General features: G+C 32.2%; 14 protein-coding genes. 12 read left to right on the top strand and 2 right to left on the bottom strand.

All coding sequences use genetic code 11. The features are described from left to right. Positions 1-108: 108 nt before the first annotated feature. Positions 109-2,514: a PBP1A family penicillin-binding protein gene (locus HDR40_RS03565; protein WP_290626578.1), complete on the bottom strand. Its 2,406-nt coding sequence runs from the start codon at positions 2,512-2,514 to the stop codon at positions 109-111. A gap of 5 nt (positions 2,515-2,519) precedes the next feature. Beyond that, a complete protein-coding gene (gene recU, locus HDR40_RS03570) occupies positions 2,520-3,137 on the bottom strand; it encodes a Holliday junction resolvase RecU (RefSeq protein ID WP_290626580.1) in 618 nt (205 codons plus the stop codon). A 72-nt stretch (positions 3,138-3,209) separates the two neighbouring features. Here recU and HDR40_RS03575 point away from each other — a divergent pair, with 72 nt between their 5' ends. The 12 genes from HDR40_RS03575 (at position 3,210) to HDR40_RS03630 (ending at position 20,263) form a co-directional block, all read left to right on the top strand. Then, a complete protein-coding gene (locus HDR40_RS03575) occupies positions 3,210-3,770 on the top strand; it encodes a DUF1273 domain-containing protein (protein WP_290626582.1) in 561 nt (186 codons plus the stop codon). 91 nt (positions 3,771-3,861) lie between these two features. After that, positions 3,862-4,287, top strand: coding sequence for a DivIVA domain-containing protein (locus HDR40_RS03580; protein WP_290626584.1), 426 nt, complete (start codon positions 3,862-3,864; stop codon positions 4,285-4,287). Between the two features lie 208 nt (positions 4,288-4,495). Continuing rightward, positions 4,496-5,050: a helix-turn-helix transcriptional regulator gene (locus HDR40_RS03585; RefSeq protein ID WP_290626585.1), complete on the top strand. Its 555-nt coding sequence runs from the start codon at positions 4,496-4,498 to the stop codon at positions 5,048-5,050. Positions 5,051-5,071: 21 nt separating this feature from the next. Continuing rightward, positions 5,072-5,851 carry a hypothetical protein gene (locus HDR40_RS03590; protein ID WP_290626587.1) on the top strand — a complete coding sequence of 260 codons (780 nt, stop codon included), beginning with the start codon at positions 5,072-5,074 and terminating at the stop codon, positions 5,849-5,851. Positions 5,852-5,968: 117 nt separating this feature from the next. Beyond that, complete coding sequence (locus tag HDR40_RS03595) at positions 5,969-9,736, top strand: SEC10/PgrA surface exclusion domain-containing protein (protein WP_290626589.1); 3,768 nt, start codon at positions 5,969-5,971, stop codon at positions 9,734-9,736. A 308-nt stretch (positions 9,737-10,044) separates the two neighbouring features. Continuing rightward, positions 10,045-10,272, top strand: coding sequence for a YSIRK-type signal peptide-containing protein (locus tag HDR40_RS03600; protein ID WP_290626591.1), 228 nt, complete (start codon positions 10,045-10,047; stop codon positions 10,270-10,272). Further along, entirely contained in the window at positions 10,244-13,732 is a 3,489-nt protein-coding gene (locus HDR40_RS03605) for an SIALI-17 repeat-containing surface protein (protein ID WP_290626593.1), read from the top strand. The genes HDR40_RS03600 and HDR40_RS03605 overlap by 29 nt, the downstream gene beginning before the upstream one ends. Before the next feature lie 1,608 nt (positions 13,733-15,340). Beyond that, positions 15,341-16,243: an SLAP domain-containing protein gene (locus tag HDR40_RS03610; RefSeq protein ID WP_290626595.1), complete on the top strand. Its 903-nt coding sequence runs from the start codon at positions 15,341-15,343 to the stop codon at positions 16,241-16,243. A gap of 197 nt (positions 16,244-16,440) precedes the next feature. Continuing rightward, on the top strand, positions 16,441-17,571 hold the full coding sequence (locus HDR40_RS03615) for an SLAP domain-containing protein (protein WP_290626597.1): 1,131 nt from the start codon (positions 16,441-16,443) through the stop codon (positions 17,569-17,571). Between the two features lie 331 nt (positions 17,572-17,902). Then, positions 17,903-18,679: a hypothetical protein gene (locus HDR40_RS03620; protein WP_290626599.1), complete on the top strand. Its 777-nt coding sequence runs from the start codon at positions 17,903-17,905 to the stop codon at positions 18,677-18,679. Positions 18,680-18,724: 45 nt separating this feature from the next. Next, a complete protein-coding gene (locus tag HDR40_RS03625) occupies positions 18,725-19,261 on the top strand; it encodes a hypothetical protein (RefSeq protein ID WP_290626601.1) in 537 nt (178 codons plus the stop codon). 135 nt (positions 19,262-19,396) lie between these two features. After that, positions 19,397-20,263 carry a helix-turn-helix transcriptional regulator gene (locus HDR40_RS03630; protein WP_290626603.1) on the top strand — a complete coding sequence of 289 codons (867 nt, stop codon included), beginning with the start codon at positions 19,397-19,399 and terminating at the stop codon, positions 20,261-20,263. Positions 20,264-20,267: the final 4 nt, after the last annotated feature.

Consider the following 20,267-nt stretch of genomic DNA (forward strand, 5'->3'; position numbering starts at 1 on the left):
TTTTAACAAAAAGAAGACACAAAAATAGAGCAAGATTTCTAAAAATAGAATTCTTGCTCTTATTTTTTAGTCTAGGAAGCTAGTTTTTTCCCAGACTCATTTTTTTACTTAATCATTATCGTCATCAGTTGTAGTAGTTTGAGACGAGTGAGTATTATTGTCAGTTGAACTTTGTTTATTTTCCTCAGTACTGCTATGAGTAGTAGAACTTTGTTGTTGACTACTTGATTGTGCTTCATGATGTTCTTCAGAGCTAGACGAACTACTAGACTCTTCATCATTGTCATCATCACTTGACTTACTACTTTCGTGACTTGATTCAGATGAAGTTTTATCATCGTCATCATTATTACCAGCTGCGCTAGTATCATCGTCATTTTGAGTAGTTACTTCAGCATCATCGTCATCTTCATTTTTCCTTGTAGTAGTAACAGCTGATTCAGGATCAGAAGGAGCATGACCTTTTACAAATAATTGCCAAGTAGCATTACTTGCATTTGAAGTAGCTACTTCGTCTTCAGTACCATTAACTATTTTACGTTTAACCACCGAACTAGGTTGTTGCCAATCTTCATTTTTTTGATCTTGCATCAAATACTTCATCATCTTTTTATAAAGAATTTGAGCCGATGTCTCACCAACACCTGATGGGGTACCATCTTTCAAATTGTCATATCCTGTCCAAATTCCGATAGAGAAGAGCTTAGTATATCCAACAAACCAAGCATCTTTTGGAGAGTTAGCATATTGTGGATATTTTACCAAATCTTCATCGGAATACTTAACCGTACCAGTTTTACCTGCTTCATATAGTCCATCAACTTTAGCACTCTTACCAGTACCACTTGTAAAGACACCCTTCAACATATCGGTTATCATGTATGCTGTAGATTCTTTCATTACACGAGTACCAGAACTATCATATTTTCTAGTAATGCCATCCGGGGTTTCTATTTTAGATACAAATTGTGGCTTATGGTAGACACCATTATTAGCAAAAGCTCCAAAGGCACCAGCCATCTGCAAGGATGAAGCATCTGCCCCGATAGCAACCGATAATCCAGAATCAGATGGGACGTTAACTCCCATTTTCCGAGCGAAGAGGGAAGCTTTACTTACACCTACTTTAGAGAGAGCTCTAACAGCGGGAACATTTCTCGACTGTACCAAAGCTTCTCTCATACTCATTTTACCCTTATAAGTATTATCCCAGTCATATAGTTGAATATTAGTACCAGGATAAATGTATTTCGTATCGCTTAATTGATATGAAGTAGGCCAGTTAAGATATTCAATAGCCGGTCCATAGTCTAAAACAGGCTTGATAGTTGATCCTGTTGACCTACTTGTTTGGACGGCTCGATTAAGTCCCAATTGAACGGACGGAAGTTTTCTACCACCAATAATAGCAATTACATGTCCATTTTGAGGGTTAACTACAGTTGCTCCGACTTGCATTTGATCATTAGTAAAAGGAACTTCGCCATTATTTACTAATTCATAAAGCTTGTTTTGAGCAGCTTGATTAATATTAACAGTAATTTTCAAATTATCATTGTAAGGATTAAATCCTTTACTTTTAACTTCTGCAATTACCTCTTTAATATATGGATCATCAATTTTTCTTAACGTTGAATCTACAGTAGATTTCTTAGGTTGTAAGCCTTTAGTAATTGGCTCATTGATTGCTTTTTTATATTGAGCCTTGGTAATCTTTTTATTTTTATACATTGATTTTAAAACAACGTTTCGCCGATATTTTGCCTTTGCGGGGTAAACATATGGATCATATGTAACAGGAGCATTTGGCATTCCGGCAAGAAGGGCAAGTTGGGCTAAATCAAGTTGCTTTAAGCTTTTACCATAGTAAAAATTAGCAGCAGTCCCCATACCATAAATTCCATAGTTCATATAGACTTTATTGATATAGAACTCTAAAATCTGATTTTTGCTAAATTCTCGTTCTACCTTCATAGAAAGCCACGCTTCTTGTGCCTTTCTTTTTAACGTTCGTTGCGAAGCATCTGTAGAAAAGACTGATAACTTAACTAATTGTTGGGTGATTGTTGATCCCCCCGCAGCTACGCCTTTACTTTTAGCATTAAGTAAAACTGACGTCATAATACGAATTGGATCAAGACCCAGGCCTTCTTTATAAAAACGGCGATCTTCTACTGAAACAACAGCATTTTTTAACTGTTTTGGAATTGCACTGTTTTTAACGTAAGTACGTTTTTCCGATCCAAGTGATAATAAAAATTTACCATCAGTTGTATATAAACTACTGGTTCCACCACTTTGCAATTGAGTTTGAGAAATACTTGGCGCATCTTTAGCATAATATGCAAACACACCTACACCAGAAACGATGACTAATAAGACTGCAATAAAAGCCCATTTGATAATTTGTTTCCAAATTTTCTTTTTATGTTTTTTCTCATTAGGATGCAGACTTGCCATACGTGAGGTTTCAGGATTATTATTTAAAGAATCTTCTTTATTATTATTTACCATAATACCTAATTCCTATCTAATATAAATTGATCTACAGCTTCCAAATAAGGTAGAGTTGGGCGGAAACCAACTTTAATTTCAATTGAGTTTTTTTCTAATTCACCCAATGTCATTGAACTCTTATTTGGAGTTTTCCAAGCCTTAATAACAAAACTTGCTGGAGTTACAAAATAGCGATCAAGTGTCACAAAACGAATAATTGTAAAACAAATGCCTTTTTGGTTAAGGCAACGACTTAAGTGGATTATCTGGTGCTCGTGAAAGTTTTTTAATGGAAAAGACGTTTTATTTTTGGTCTCCTTAGCTTCGAAATCAAGGTAGAAACCCTTATATACTCCATTATAGTCAGTAGTAGAAGCTTGTCTAAAGTAAGCTTCTTTTATTACTGCACGAGATCTTTTGGGATAATCAACTTTAACAATCTGAACGGGAGTAGGCTTTTTATGGACAACGGCTAAATCCTCTAATAAATAGAACTTATTAGATTCATTAATTTGTTGCTCTAAGTTCATTCCACGATCAGAAAAGATAACATCTTTACGATGACGATTTTTTTTAGGTTTAAAGAGGGTAGTCTGATCTTTATTATAATTTGTCAGAGTCCCCGTTGGATATTTGACCATTGCATTCACTCCTGTTAGCATTATATCAAATTAAGCTATAATAATGAAAAAGATGAAGAGAAGGTAATGTTGATGCAACGTTTATGGGTAAGTGGTTATCGCAGTTATGAGTTAAACATTTTTAATGACAATGATAAGCGGATTGAAGTGATCAAGTATGCCTTAAAAAAACAACTTAAAACTTTACTTGATAACAATCAACTTGATTGGATAATTACGGGTGCTAATTTAGGCGTTGAACAATGGGCAATCGAAGCAGGAGCAGAACTAGCAGCTGATTATGACTTAAGAATTGCAATGATTACGCCGTATACTAATTTTTCTCAACGATGGAATGAAAAAAATCAATTACATTATCAAGAATTAAAAGAAGAAGTTGATTTTTATGCAGCGGTTTCTAATCAACCATACCAAAATCCCCAACAACTAAAAAATTACCAGCAATTTATGTTTAACCATACTGATCAAGCTCTTTTTGTATATGATACAGAGCATCCTGGGAAACCACACTACGATTATGACTTTATCAAAAACAGCCAAAAAGATAAGTCCTTTGAACTTCAATTAATAGATTTTTATGACTTACAAGATTCGGCCCAAGAATATTTAGAAGCTAGTGAAAATAACTTTTAAAATAATTGCAAAAAGTTTGTAAACAGGTACTGATATCGTTTTAATGCGACATATTTTTTTGCTAAAATATACTATAAAGGAGCTGGAAATAATGGCGAGTTTAGAAGATATTAAATTAACACCTGAAAATATACTAAAAAAGCAATTTAGAGCTAAAATGAAAGGCTATGATCAAGAAGAAGTTGACGCTTACTTAGATCAAATAATTTCTGATTACGAAAATTATGAAAAGATTGTCACTGATTTACAAAACCAAATTACTGATTTAACAAATCAGCTAAATCAAGCTAAGAAAAATCAAAGTAATATAAGTAAAACAGTAGACAGGGAAGACGATGATGTGAAGACATATCAGCCTACTAAGTCTATTCCGAGTGGTAATTACTCTATTGAAGAAAATAACAATGAAATCACTACTAATGTAGCAATGATTCAGCGAATTTCAACTCTAGAAAGAAAAGTCTATAACCTTGAACAAAGAATGAACAATCAAGATAAAACTTATAAAGTAAACTAAAAAATAATTATAAAACGCATCTCTTTTAAAGAGGTGCGTTTTTATTATGCAATCGTTATTTAATATTAAAAAATTAAATAATCTAGTTTATATTTATAATCTGTTTTTATATAAATTGCCATTATGCACAAAAAATTTTCGATATAGAAGATTTTCTGACTTTTTTTGATAAATCACTATCATAAAAAGTGCAGAAGGGATGAAATAAATGTCAATTGGGGAACGTTTAAAGAAGTTCAGACTATTTTTAGGATTAACACAGGAAGAGATGAGCCAAGGAATAGTAAGTGAATCTTTTTATTCAAGGGTAGAAAGAGGAACTAGAAAAATAAATATTGTGGATTTATTGGCGATTCTTAATAAAAATGGTATTCATTTGGAAGATTTCTTCAATGAGAATATTACTAATGAAAAATCTGATTTAGGCAATATTTCTATCAACTATGATCAATTTAAAAATGTAGTTGTGCAATTAAATCAAAAAGATATACCAGAAAATAAAGCTTTGGAAGTAAGAAAATTAGCTCAAATAGCCATTAGTTATCTTAAGATTTTTTATGAAAAAGGATTCATTGATGAAGCCCAGCAAATAATTAAATTGATTGAACAATTCCCTCCATATCCACTACTGGCAGTTGATAAATTAATTGCTCAATACTATCGGGGATTAATTGATGAAGATAGTTTAAAGATTGAACAAATAAGGGAACTAGTAAAAATTGCTGGTTGTGGAGACGTATTAAAAGATTTACCTAAATTATAAATTTAGAAGGGATAATAACTAATGGAAATTTATGAAAAATTTTATAAGCTTAGAACAAATTTGGGACTATCTCAATCAGATATAGGTTGTAATGTACTAAGTTCATCATCAATATCAAGAATTGAGAAAAAGGGAACAGGAATTTTTACAGAATGCTTAGAAGAAATTTTGAAAATTAATAATATATCGATAACTGCTTTTCTCAATGAATATTCCACGGTAACAGGCACAATAAGACAATATCAAGCTAATGCTTTATATTATTTTTTCAATAAAGATTCAGTCAATTTAGAGAAAGTTTATGAAAATAAAGAGATCAATAGCAAATTATTAGATATCTTAACTACAGCTATGCTTAAAGATTTATCAGGAGAAAAAATTGCTAAAAATAATAAAGTGAAAAAACTTCTCTTTAATTTTCAAACTTGGAACGATAATTTCTTATGGTGTTTACTAGTAGTTTTAAGATTATATCAAGAAGAAAATTTTTCATCGATTGTTAAGCCTGTAATCCTTAAGTTAGAGAAGGTTGAGATGTCCCATATCACTAAAAAATTATTTGCGGATGTCTTGATAGCATTTTTATTAAATAAGGGATGCCAAAGAGATAAATCTTTACAAGATAAGGCTTTAAAAGTGTTGGTAGATTTAGAGCCAAGTAAAGATATTTTTCTACAAAAAATAGTAGGTCGTTATCTATTGGCAGAACGTGAACAAAACTTACAGGAAGTTGAACAAATTAGAGTCCAAGTTTCTTTAGGAAATTTAACAAGAGAATTTAATCAATTACTGAATGTGTAAAGCTTTATTAAATAACTATAATTTATTTCAAGTTGGCAGATTTCGAGATAAATGTTATTTGAAAGAGTAAAGTAATTAAGGTCACAAATAATAGATAATTCAGGAGAAGGAAAAGAAATGAAAAAATTAAAAATTACCAGTTTAACTACAGCTGCGTTGGCAACTACTATTCTCGCAACTACTAACTTAAATAATCATACTGTAAAGGCAGATACTACAACTAATCAAACTGTTGCGAAGTCTCAAACTCCGAAAGAAATTGCGCAAACTAATGTAGATAATGCTCAAAAGACTAAAGAAAAAGCACAAACAAGTGTAGATGAGGCAACTAATAATCTAAAGAGTGCTCAGGATAACTTAACAGTTGCAAATAATAACTACAACATGCAAAGTGAAGCAGTAAGCACAGTCCAAACAGAGGTTAATACTAAGTCAAATGCTCTTGAAGATGCTCAAACTAAAGCTGATTCAGCGGCAAGTTTATTAAGTGAAGCTAAGGATCCAAGTAAGGTAAAAGCAGCTAATGATGCTGTTGATACAGCACAAAAAGCTTTGGATGAAGCGAATGATAATGAGAAAAAAGCCGAACAGGACCTGACTAATAAAAATAAGGATATTACTACAAAATCAGAAGCAGTAAATAAAGCCCAAGCTGACGTTGATACAGCGACTACTGCTAAAAGTGATGCAGATAAAGCAGTTTCTGAAGCTCAAAAAGCAGTAGATGGAACAGGTATTAGTGAAGCTAAGACAGCGTTGGACGATGCAAATAAGGCAGTTCAACAAGATAATGACGACTTAAGTAAAGCTCAAAAAGATCAAACTGATCAACAAGCTGTATATGATAAAGCTAAAAGTGCAAAAGATGCAGCAGAAAAAGAGCGCGATACTGCTAACGCAAAAGCAAAAGATGCTGAAACTAATTATAGTAAACTGAAGGATAAGGATGATAAATATCAAAATACTATCCAAAGTAAAGAAAATCAATTAAAAGACCTAGAAGAAGAAACTAAAAATACTATTGTAATTTCAGATGTCGAAAAATACAAAAAGGCATATACAGATTATATCAATGGTGGATTAACTCAAGATGATCTTGACTTTTTAGCTGCAGATGCAGAAAAGAATGCCTATCAAGACAGTAATTCTGATGCTGATAATAAAGAGGTCGATGTAAATAATCTTTCTGAAAGTGATATAGAGAATTTAAATCTCTTTAGTGCTGATTTAATATCTAAGGTAAGAAATCAATTTGGTTGGAGCGATGCTGAAGTAACCAAGGGAAGTATTCAATTTACTCAAGATATCTTAAAGGGCTACGCAGAAGATTACAAAAACGGAAAATGGACGGGCGGTTGGCATGACTCAGCAATGATTAATAAAGTCGCCTCTGAGTATGATTTACCTACAGATAATGATGGAATAAATCAGCCATATGAAGATATGGCAGAGAGTGAACACTGGGAAAGTAGCTCAGAGGCATTTTCTCCAGAACCTGTGACGTTAAACAGTCTTAAACAAACTATATATAAAGGTCTAGTAGATTTAATTTTACCAACTAGGGAAGGAAATGTAAGTCCTGAAAAGTCAGAAATGGAATTAGCGCATGCAAGAGGTGTGGTAGGAATCTCTAGTAGTGAGTTTGCAGATGGAGGAGACCAATTAGTAGGTGTAGCAGTTGGCAATTTAGGAAGTACTCCAGTTACATTTGATGGTTCCAGCTATAACCAAATTACTAGTTCTCAAGTTCACTTTATCAATATTACTAAATCAGTAGTTGACTATCTGGATAATAAAAAAGTTGATTTGACACCAGTGGTTTCTTATAAAGATCAAAAAGAAAAATTGAGTCAGGAAATTGCTGATACAAAAAATCCTGTTAACCAATCAGAGTTAGAGAAGGATAAACAAGACTATGATACTAAAAAAGCTGCTGCAACTTCCGCTGAAAGTAAGTTTGAGGAGTTGTCCGCAGACTTGGATACAGCCGATAACAAATTAAAAGAGATTAATAAGACTGTTGAGACTATTAACAATCGTCTATCACAAGATACCCAACTTCAAACTAATGCTCAATCAAAATATGATAATCTTACTAACGATCAGAAAACATTAGCAGATAATTTAGCTAAGGCAAAAGCTAAACAATCTCAAGCAGAAGCTGACTTATCTAAAGCGGAAGATGATAAAGCGAAGGCTGCTACTGCTCTGACAACCGCTCAAAACGATTTAACTACTTTACGAGACACGGTAAATGATGCTAAAGAGAAAGTAAATAATGCTAAAAAAGATCTGACAACAGCTCAACAAAAAGTTACTGATTTAACGAACGCGCCTTCAACTTCAGCAAAAGCTAATGAAGCTTTAGAAAAAGCTAAACAAGAGTTGCAGACGGAACAATCTAAATTGGATCAAGAAAATAAAAAATTAGCTGACTTAAAACAGAAAAAAGATGAAGCAGACAAGACGGTCACAAATGCCCAAACTAAGTTAGATACTGCACAATCTAAGCTTGAAGAAGCTACAAACGAACTTACAAATAATCAAAATATTTTAAATAAACTAAGTAACCTAGAAACTATTATTGATAACTCAGATACTAAAGAAAATCTGACAAAGGATTTAACTGAGGAATCTCAAGCAGAAAGTGACTTATCTAAAGCAGAAGATGATAAAGCGAAGGCTGCTACTGCTCTGACAAACGCTCAAAACGACTTAACTACTTTACAAGACACGGTAAATGATGCTAAGGAGAAAGTAAATAATGCTCAAAAAGAGCTTACAGCAGCTCAACAAAAAGTAGCTGAGTTAAAGAATGCAGAGTCAGCTTTAGCAGAAGCTAATAATTCTTTAGAAAACGCTCAACAAGAGTTAAACGAAACACAGGCTAACTTAGATCAACAGCGTCAAGAAGTAAATGAATTACAAAGGGCAAAACAAGAGGCAGGTATAGAAAATGAGCAAACTAAAGTTGCCCTTGAAAATGCTCAACAAGAATTAGTTAATTCCGAAAACAAGCTTAATAATGCTGACGCCAAAATGAAAGAAGCACAAGTTAAGGTTATTGACGCTCAACAAAAGGTTAATGAATTAAAAAATGCGCCTTCAGCTTTAGCAAAAGCTAGCGAATCTTTAGAATCTGCTCAACAAGAGTTAAATGGAGCTCAAACTAGTTTAGATCAACAAACTAAAAAAGTAGCTGAATTAAAGGGAGATAAAGAAAAAGCAGATACTGCAGTAGTAAATGCTCAAACTAAGTTAGATGATGCCAATTCCAAACTTGAGGATATTATCAACAAAGCCGAAAATAGTCAAGATACTGTAGATATTCAAGTCCCTATCGTTGATCTAATCTCAAATGATTCAAACAATAAAGAACAGTTATCTAACAAAGATACTAATACTTCAGCAGATAAGACTAAAGAACCTGAAACTACCTCAACTAAAACAACTGCAACAAGCACAAAAACTTCAAAAGTTACTACTATCAAGTTAACTCACAATGCATTTGTTTACGATAAGAATGGTAAAGTAGTTAAAGGTAAGGTTAATATTAAGTTTATTAGACGTGGTAAAACTATTAAACCTTTGAATGCTAAAGTGGTTACTATTAAAGGTAAGAAGTATTATCAAGTTGGTAAAAATCAATTTGTTAAAGTAGCTAATACTAAGCTCAAGACTCAATCAGTTAAAATCAAGGCTGTACTTAAGGGCAAGAAATCTATTAAGGCAGTTGATATAAATGGTAAATCTAATGGAAAAGTTATTAAGCCATCTAAGCAATATCACTTTAATGAAAAACGTACTATTAAGGGTAAGACTTACTATAAGATTACTTGGACTAATAATTGGATTCCAGCAAGTAAGTTAAGCATCAAAAAATAATATTTAACTAATACACAGTAAAGAAGATAGAGAGAACTCTGTCTTCTTTTTATCATCAATATATAACATATGTATTATTTCAAGTTGGCAGATTTATAGATGAATGTTATTTGAAAGAGTAAAGTAATGACTGTTAAAATTAACATTTGCTTTGAAAAAGAAGTATTTAGGTTCAGTTACAGCTACATGATTAAGAGTAACGCCTTAAGTGGTATGGTTATAAACAGCATTCACCTAAATAACATTTAAGCCTTGGATAACAACGATGATCAAACTGCAACATTATAGTTAAGGAGTAACAAATATAAATGCAAAAAAAGAAAACAGATCGTTTTTCATTACGTAAAAAAGTTATTGGACTAGTAAGTGTCAGCTTAGGTTCATTTTTTATTGTGACTACTGCCCAACCCGTTAACGCAGCAACTAATGATACGCAAACTGTTTCTACATTAGATAATACGGGAGGATATACAGATAGCGCCTCTAACAAGCCAAGTACTGAAATAATTGCATCATCAGCTACTAGCGATAGATAATAGTAATTATGGTTCAAGTAATAGTTCAACGTCATCTTCAGCTGATATTAATACAAATAACTCTGACTCATCGTCTACGAATACTTATGCAAATTCAATTTCGGCTACATCTTCTAATGCTGCAAACAATTCTGAGTCAAGTAATACTATAAATACACCTAGTTCAGCAAGTGATAGTAATACGACAGCCGCAAATGAAAGCTATGCTAGCAACAGTGAAGCTTCAAGTAATCTAGAACATAACACTAATACAGCAGAATTTTCTGATAATGGTGGATATGACCCCGCTATCTGGGGAAAGTTAAACGTTGACGACTGGACATTAAATGATGCGGAAATTACGGGCTATACTGGTGCAGATAAAATTCATATTATCATTCCTAATTCTGCTGATTTAATCAAAGCAGGTAAATTAAACGAAGGTGCTACCGCTAAGATTAGTAGTAAAACAATGAGTGACCTTGTTCACAATACTGATATAACGAAGGCTACTCAAACTATTGCAATCAGTAAGACCGATAATAGCACTATAGAAGCCACTGGCTCAGATTGGTCATTTACTTTTGCACCTGATTATCAAGTAATTGATAATGAATCAACTGATGATGAGCATTATATTCATAGACCAAATTATGAAACTAATATCCAGCAAATTGATTTGAATGCATTAGATACATCAGTAGTTACCGATATGCAGGGAATGTTGGAAGATTTGGCTATCAGTAACACTGATGGGTTGCAAGATTTGAACATGAGTAATGTAACCAATGTATCTTTTCTTTTTTTGGATGATAAGAATTTACGAGATATTAGTGCGTTAGCCAAATGGGATATGACTAATGTTGAAGACAGTGAATCAATGTTCGAAGCTACATCTATCACCGATGTTTCATCTTTAGGTAATTGGCGTATGCCTAATAATGCAAATATCAGACGTATGTTTGATTACATTGACTTAAAAGATGCGGATGGTTTAACGAATTGGGAATTACGAGGTATTAACGATGATAAACCAATCGATATTTGGAATGTAATGTACTCGACACAGTACATTAACGTAAGTCAATGGCGTGTACGTTGGGATCAAGGTCTACAAGATGGCCTTTCTTCTTCATTTACTGAAATGAATATTGATCCTTGGGAGACTGGAAATTCGGTATTTGTAATAAATCCGCAAGATAGTAGCGTATATGATAATGATTATTATAAAAATTTGAAAAATACTATCACATTTTCTAATGGTGATACCACCACTATTCCTGTTATTTATAGTATTGATGCTGCGGATAAGAAAGATGTTGCTAACTATATTAAAACTAATTATATTGATAAGGTTATTGCAGATGAACAGGCAAAAGTCGGCGATGACTATATAGTATCAATTGATTCTGATACTGATTTGACTGATCCCATAGCATTAACTAATGCTAAGTTTAATGTTGATAAAAAAGTGACAGTCAACATTGATTATCTTGATTATGAAACCGGTAAAGCAATTGCGTCACAAACATATACAGGAAAAGTTGGTCAAAAAATTACAAATAATGATTTAATGATTCCAGATAATTACATATTAGTCTCAAGTGAACTACCTGATCAGTTAACAGATGAAACTAATAAAATCGCTATTACGGTAATTAAGCCGAAAGAAGATACAAACTTTGAAGATGCACCTAATGCAAATAACAATTCGGTTGAAACAGTAATTAACTATGTTGATTATGAAACAAATAAGCCGTTAGCAACAGATAAATTATATGGTGCATTAAACACACCTATTGATTATAAAAAACAACTTAATAATTTTGAAAATCAAGGTTATGTACTTGTTTCAAAAGATTTGCCAACAACTAATGATGGTAAAACTCATGATATTATTTTAATTAACCCTAAGATTCAAAATTATGATGATACTCAAGTACCTACTTCAAGTGATATTAGTACTCCATTAATTCAGGATGAACTACCAGAATATACCGGTACTGCTTCGGGTATCCCGTTAGTTCAAGATGAACTACCAGAATATACCGGCACTGCTTCGGGTATCCCGTTAGTTCAAGATGAACTACCAGAATATACTGGCACCGCTTCGGGAATCCCATTAGTTCAAGATGATCTACCAGAATATACTGGCACTGCTTCTGGGATTCCATTAATTCAAGATGATCTGCCAGAATATACTGGAACTGCTTCGGGTATCCCGTTAGTTCAAGATGATCTGCCAGAATATACTGGCACCGCTTCGGGAATCCCATTAATCCAAGATGATTTACCGGAATATACCGACACTGCTTCGGGAATCCCATTAGTTCAAGATGATTTGCCAGAATATACGGGCACTGCTTCGGGTATCCCGTTAGTTCAAGATGATCTGCCAGAATATACTGGAACTGCTTCGGGAATCCCATTAATCCAAGATGATTTACCGGAATATACCGACACTGCTTCTGGTATCCCATTAGTTCAAGATGATCTGCCGGAATATACAGGTACCGCTTCTGGGATTCCATTAGTTCAGGATGAACTACCAGAATATACCGGCACTGCTTCTGGGATTCCATTAGTTCAGGACGATTTGCCAGAATATACCGGCACCGTTTCAGGTATTCCATTAATCCAAGATGATCTGCCAGAATATACCGGCACTGCTTCGGGTATGCCGTTAGTTCAAGATGATCTACCAGAATATACTGAAACTGCTTCGGGTATCCCATTAGTTCAAGATGATTTGCCAGAATATACGGGCACCGCTTCTGGTACGCCATTAGTTCAAGATGATTTACCCGAATACACTGGTACTGCTTCGGGTATGCCGTTAGTTCAAGATGATCTACCAGAATATACTGGCATTGTTTCTAGTATGCCGTTAGTTCAAGATGATTTGCCGGAATATACCGGCACTGCTTCTGGTATTCCATTAGTTCAAGATGATCTACCAGAATATACCGGCACCGCTTCTGGTATTCCATTAGTTCAAGATGATCTACCAGAATATACTGGTACTGTATCTACTATGCCACCAACCCAGAGTAATTCCGAACATACTGATACTGCATCCAATAGTCCATCAATCCAAGATCATTTATCTAAACCTACCGGCACTGCTTCTGATATGTCATCAACCCAAGATGATCCATCTAAACATACTGGTACAACAGTCTATATTCCAACAACGCAAGATAAACATGCTGTAACTGAGAATACGACTGGAGCTAAAGCTGAAGTATCTGTTAAATCAAATAATGATCTGCCGATTTCAGTTGAGCATACAACTAAATCAACACATACTACTAATTATAACTTCTCCAAAAATTCATCTATATATGTTAAACAAGATTCAAAGACGAATACATTACCACAAATAGGTACACGTTCAAGCATATGGTTAAGCCTCATGGGCGCAATTACTATACTATTAGGTAGTTTAGGTTTATCATTTTCACGTAAACAGAAAAAATAATCCATAAATATTGATTACAAGGCTATTAATAAGGTCTACTATTATGGTTTTATTTAAAGTACACTCATTGGTTAGTTGACGATGGTTATATTCTAAATGTACAACCCACTAAAGTTTCAGTTTATAATGCAAAAGTTGCTCTAGAACTGTAGCTAAAGAACATAATAATCATGAATTAATGGCTATCAGGCGTATGACCAATACCAATTTCTCATTAAAAAATATCTTATTTTTAGAACCGAATTATATGATTCGGTTCTTTTTTGTTTTCTAAATAAAAAGAAAGGAGGAAGTCGTAACTTCCTCCTTTTAGTTAATCTTTTAATTGTCTGGAAAGAACAATATCACTATGAACACATATTAAAATGTTTAGATTCAATACCTATTATAATACTGGTCTCCCTAAGTTTATTTCTTATTTTCACGCATTACCGCACATCAGTAAGCTTGATGCTTCTAGAACTTTCAAAACTATTATTAATAATATACAAGGTAAGAATTAATAATAGTAGTCATGATTGTAGAAAGTCTTACTTACTAATTTGGATCGTAAAAAAATATCCCTTAGCCAAAATGAAAGAATTATATCGTCTGCAGATTCTAGATTATTTGAAATTTGATTCCTTATTTGGCTTATTTTTCCATATATAACATATGTATTATTTTAAATTGGCAGATTTACAGATTGATGTTATTTTTAAGAGTAAAGTAATAACTGTTAAAAGTGATATTAATTTGGGAGAGAAAAAATGAAAAAGAAGTATTTAGGATTAGTAGCGATGGCTTTACTAGGTATTGCTACTGCTACTAGTGGAACTATGAATTTTACAAAAGGAAACGTAGTAGAAGCTGCAACAAAAAGTAAGTTAGTTAAATATAAGACCTCACATATACAGTACCTATGGGGTCCATACCATAAAAAAACTATTAATTTGAATAGAATAGGTACTTTTACTTCACCTGCAACTTTCCTTAAGCCTGATGATTATTATGATGATACTCCTGATATACGGATTGCGCAAATTGATGGATATACTAAAACTAATGGTAAAAAATATTATTATGAAAAAGATGATACGGGAAAAATTTTCTATTATAATCCTCTTTCATTAAAGAAACCTACTCTTTATCGTGCAAAGTCTGATATAAAATTATACTGGGTAGTATCTACTGATAATAAAGCAGATAATGGATCCAATCGTGTCATATTACCTGGAGCGGCAATGACTTTAAAGAAAGGAAGCGTAGTTGGATTTTTCGATTATCTAAAACCATATACAATAAATAAATGTGATAATTTCAATAAAATAGTTAAACTTAAAGGGAAAACAACATTAAATGTACAAGGTAAAAAAGTGACGATGTATGGTGGAAAATACATTGAAATTTTATTAGAAAATGGACATTATATGTTTATCAGAGCAAGTGATAAATCTAAATTTGTAAAAGGTGGTACTGGGAAAGGTTTCTTAAACTTTAACAAAATAGAATCAACTGAAAAGAAGTCGATTACTAAATATAATNAAAAATACAAGACAAAGTTAGTATATGGGGGACTTTCTTGGAAGTAAGACTGGTGAGATTGTTTAATTTGGGAGAGAAAAAAGAATGAAAAGGAAGGTTCTAACACTAGCTGGAATTAGTTTACTTACAATTGGATTAAGCACTAGCGTCTTAAATAATACTATTGTGAATGCAGCCCAAGTTACAGCTGGCAAAACTGCCAAGTTAACACATAATGCCTACATTTATAATAGCAAGAGAAAACGAGTTAAAAAATCAGTTTTAAAGAAAAATAAAACTGCCAAAGTAATAAAAATTGTTAAGATTAAAGGAAAGACCTACGCTCAAATTGGTAAAAATCAATTTGTAAAATTGAGTAATTTAAGTGGAATCGATAAAAGTAAGACAAAATCCACTAAAAGTAAAACTACAAAAAAAGCTACTAAAACTAATAGTTCGAAGAATGATTATAAAAAAANTTGGAGCGAAAAATTAAAAGGTCTTGATGATGCTGAAGGCTATAAAATAACGGCACTTAAAGATACAACTATTTATTATGATATGAGTTATGACTGGTATGAAACCGGAGTATTTCATGGAGAAATTAATTTTCCTAAAGGTAGTTCAATCTATCTTACTCATTTCACAAAATATAAACAATGGCTTGAAAACATGGAAATCGATGAAGGTGGGGATGATGAAGGGACTAGTATAGATATTCGTGATGTTTCTTTAAGCAAATGGATTCCACCAGAGGACTATACCAACAATTTAGATGATGGTGGCTTAGATGCTTTGGTTCCTCAAACAGGCGAATATAAAGAACAAAAAGCCAATGGAATTAATGGAGGTATGTATAGTTTATTAGGCACCGAACGAGAATTAACTAAACGTGGACTCTTTAAAAAAGTAACTTATGATACAGATATCACAAAAGTACTACATGAAAGTGATACTGACTATAAAAAAGATTTAGATGCAGTTCAAAACTATTATCTCTATCATTAGTTAAGTATCTAAGAAAATAATACTCTATCATAAAAAGCTAACTCAAACTAATGAGTTGGCTTTTTATGATAACAATTTTATATAAATTGACTTAAATAACTGATGTATTATTTTACTTTGGCAGATTTTGAGACAAATGTTATTTTTAAGGGTAAAGTTATGCCTGTTAAAAATAATATTTAATTAAGGGAGTATATATGAAAATTAAAAAGTTTGTTTTTGCTAGTGCCACTGCTTTAACTTTAATTTCAGCAGGTGTTACATTAGTCTCAACTCAAGATACAACTTCAATAGTTCAAGCTGCAACTACTAAAAAGAAAGTAATGCACAACACTTACTACTATAAAAAAGATGGTAAGACTATCGTTAAGAGCGCAAATGGTAAGAAAAAGATGGCAAAATCTTACCAATCTGTCAAAGTAAGTAAGAAAGTTACCATTAACGGTTCTAAGTTTTACAAGATTTCAGGTAAAAATGAATACATTAAAGTTGGATCTATTGATGGTACTAAGCGTACACTAACTCATAATGCTTACGTTTACACTTCAAAGGGTAAGAAAAAAGCTGCCTCTAGTATTAAGAAAGGTAAAGCAGTAACTACTTATGGCAGTGCTTATACTATTAATGGGAAGTTAATGTATAGAATTGCGCCAGGTGAGTATATAGTTGTTGGCAATTTTAAGAAACAAAGCGCTACTAAAACCGATAATAAAACTAATACTAAAACCAGTATAAATACTAATAATACATCTGATGCTATGACAAAAAAATATCAAAGTTGGATTGATAATGCTCATAAAGGCGCATTAGTAGCTATTCGTGATACCAAAGAATATAATGACGACGATACTACCACTTCTATAGCTAAAGGAGATTTCTATATTCTACCTGATCCTACTGATAATGATGGTATTTATTCTGAATATCATAGTTATGCAGACGTATATAAAGATAAGGATGGTAAATATTATATAGAAGTTATAGGACCTGATGGTTCAGGTATGATTCCTGCTGCTGATTTCACTTTCAGTACCTCCTACAACACTTATAAAGAATCTTCAGAATATAAGAATTTAGTAAACAAATATGTTTACGATGATAACTATAGAGGGGCTAAAGTAACTTTAAGCAGTCCAGTGAAATCAGATGACGGAAAGATATCATATAGTGCAGGTGATACAATCGAAATCGAAGATCCTGACATAACTTTTAATAGTTACGGTAATTATAGCATTTATACTTTTGTGCCAGAAGATTCTGCTTCTATCCATATTCCAATTAGTAGTATTGCTTCCTATACTCCATTTTCTGATTATGAAGATGAGTAGTATGAAAAATGGTTATCTTTTAAAGATTCTAAAGTAAGAAGTGTACTATTAATATCACCAAATTCTAATAAAAAAGATAGAAGCTGAGTAGAACAATACTTGGCTTTTATCTTTTTTATATTATTTATACTAATAGTGAAATCTAAGATAAATCTTATGCCCCATAATATATCAATTACATTTGATTTAAATAAACTAATTTTTATAACGAATGTATTGTTTCAATTTGGCAAATTTTAAGACTAACGTTATTTGTAGTAATAAAGTAATAGATGTTAAAAATAATATTATCTATCGAACAAAAATGAATAAAAAACAAAGGATTAATAAAATGTCTAAAAAATTAATTTTATTTAGTGGTTTAGTACTATTAAGTCTAGGAGCTACAGCTTGTCAAAATAAAAATCAAGTAAGTCCTAGTCGTTCTTCTCAAACATCTACTAGTACGTCAGAAAAACAATCATCTCTAACTAAAGAAAGTAGTTCTTCCACATCAGAAGAAAATAGTTCTTCAACAGCAACTGAAGATGAACAATCATCATCTCAAGAAGTAACAACTTCTACAAATCAAAATTCTACTTCAAGTAGTCAATCAAGTTCTTCAAATGAATCTTCAACTTCAACTAAAAATGATCAATCTCAAGATACTAGTAAAGAATCAAAAACTAATCTTCCAGGTGATGAAGGACTTTTCCAAATTCCAAGTGAATACCAAGGAACTTGGTATGGATATGATAGTGAAGGAAAGAAAGAAGAAATTACTTTTGAGGGCTCAAAAATCATTACAGAGTACGGTTCTACAGAATTACATAAAGTAAATATTGATAAGTTACCAACTATTCCAAGTGAAAAACAAGTAGTTGCTGCTAAAGACTATGGTCGTGCACTATTTATAAATAGTAATGGTATTAAATATATCAATGTTAGAGGTTATTTCCAAGGTGCAGGAGACGGTAGTTATTACGGCTATCATACTGAAAAAGGACAACCAGTAATTATTGGTGCATACGGTGCTGGTCTTTATACAAGTAGTGTATATTGGAAATCACCAGAGTTGGCTAAACAATATAAAGATGAAAAGTTTGCTGATTTAAATTATCAAAATTAATTTGGTGATTCTATATTAAAAGGTAAATAATTGAAGAAGATAAGAATGAATAAATTAACAAAGAAAATTATATTATTTTTAAATGTGTTCAGTGTGGTATTCTTATTTTTAGGGATGCACAGTAATCATCAAGTGGAAGCTGCAGCTTATGGTAGAGGAGCAAAATTTACTATTCCTAAAGCTTACCGTGGTACTTGGTACAGTTATGATAGTGGTCTAGGGAGGACAGTAAAAATGACAACCCATACTTTTAATGGGCAAACAGTCTATAAAATTTCTTCTATGAAAGCAAGAAATAAAGCCAGTTACTATGCTCAAACTCATAGCGGTAAGAAAAAGAATAAGATGATGAATAGCGTAGGTAATTTAATGGGCGCTCAGTATGTAAAAATTAATGGTAAAAAATATATCTTTTTTATTCCATGGCTTGCTAATATTGGAGATGGGTGCTTTAGATCTGGTATCAAAAAGATTAATGGTCACAAATATCGGGTATTAACTTACACTATTACTTTTGCTGGTTGGAAGGTACATGGTACTTATTACCCTAGTAAGAGTTTGGCCAAACAAATGAAAAAATAAGAAAAAAATCGCTAGAATAGTTAAAAGTTCTAGCGATTTTTTCTATATAGTGCTTTTGGTGCTTTCATTAGTATTATTACCTGTAAAGTAATATAATATATTACACTAATAAATTAACTTTAATTAGAGGGATTTATGAATAAGACTATTGGAGAAATTTTAAAAGGCATTAGAAAAGAAGCGGGATTATCCCAATCTGAAATGTGTGAAGGAGTACTATCTGTTTCTGCATATTCAAAAATCGAACGAGGTATCCATAAAATAGATATCGATACACTATATGAAATTCTAGGTAGAAATTCTTCAATAATAGATGTTAAAACCTTTTTATATGAACTATTGTTTAATAGTAATGGAGAAGAAGGGCAATTATATCTTGAAATTAATCTAGCTTTTCTTTCAAAAAATTTAAAAGCGTTAAAGGAACTTACGAACGAAATTAAGAATAATTTTACAAATAAGCAGTTATTGAATACTGCAAATCTTGCTCTTCTTTCATTACAACAAGTTGATATTGATAAAGTAAGTAATAATATGAAGTCATATATTAATAAGCAAATTATGACTTTGCGTTCAATTGAAGTATGGAATTTGAGTAGTTTGAATCAATTAAGAATGCTTTTACCGTTTTTAGAAAGTAATGAAAGTAATTTTTATTTAGTAAAAATATGGAAAAATTACCAAAAGGGACAAAAAAGATCCCTTACTTTTTTAGAGGTATATGTTGAAGCGTTGCTTGTATACTGTGAGATACTTTTAAAACGGCATTCGTCAAAGGATTCCTTCGCACAACCATTAAAATTAATTGATGATATACTTATGGAAGCAGATTTTGGCTCATTATTTGGATTTGGAATTAAGGCCAAGAAAATTAATGCTTTAATTAATCAAGATAGTCAAACTTATGAAAAAATATCCCAAGCAGAGAAATTAATCGGTTTAATTCTTGCAAATGAATCAGATAAAATTGAAGATAACCCTTATTTTGGATATATAAAATAATAAA

The sequence above is a fragment of the Lactobacillus sp. genome (assembly GCF_014803895.1).

Bases quoted from the DNA above. Each gene is read 5' to 3' on its own strand.
- HDR40_RS03565 (WP_290626578.1), bottom strand. From the start codon at position 2,514: ATGGTAAATAATAATAAAGAAGATTCTTTAAATAATAATCCTGAAACC.
- recU (WP_290626580.1), bottom strand. From the start codon at position 3,137: ATGGTCAAATATCCAACGGGGACTCTGACAAATTATAATAAAGATCAG.
- HDR40_RS03575 (WP_290626582.1), top strand. From the start codon at position 3,210: ATGCAACGTTTATGGGTAAGTGGTTATCGCAGTTATGAGTTAAACATT.
- HDR40_RS03580 (WP_290626584.1), top strand. From the start codon at position 3,862: ATGGCGAGTTTAGAAGATATTAAATTAACACCTGAAAATATACTAAAA.
- HDR40_RS03585 (WP_290626585.1), top strand. From the start codon at position 4,496: ATGTCAATTGGGGAACGTTTAAAGAAGTTCAGACTATTTTTAGGATTA.
- HDR40_RS03590 (WP_290626587.1), top strand. From the start codon at position 5,072: ATGGAAATTTATGAAAAATTTTATAAGCTTAGAACAAATTTGGGACTA.
- HDR40_RS03595 (WP_290626589.1), top strand. From the start codon at position 5,969: ATGAAAAAATTAAAAATTACCAGTTTAACTACAGCTGCGTTGGCAACT.
- HDR40_RS03600 (WP_290626591.1), top strand. From the start codon at position 10,045: ATGCAAAAAAAGAAAACAGATCGTTTTTCATTACGTAAAAAAGTTATT.
- HDR40_RS03615 (WP_290626597.1), top strand. From the start codon at position 16,441: ATGAAAATTAAAAAGTTTGTTTTTGCTAGTGCCACTGCTTTAACTTTA.
- HDR40_RS03620 (WP_290626599.1), top strand. From the start codon at position 17,903: ATGTCTAAAAAATTAATTTTATTTAGTGGTTTAGTACTATTAAGTCTA.
- HDR40_RS03625 (WP_290626601.1), top strand. From the start codon at position 18,725: ATGAATAAATTAACAAAGAAAATTATATTATTTTTAAATGTGTTCAGT.
- HDR40_RS03630 (WP_290626603.1), top strand. From the start codon at position 19,397: ATGAATAAGACTATTGGAGAAATTTTAAAAGGCATTAGAAAAGAAGCG.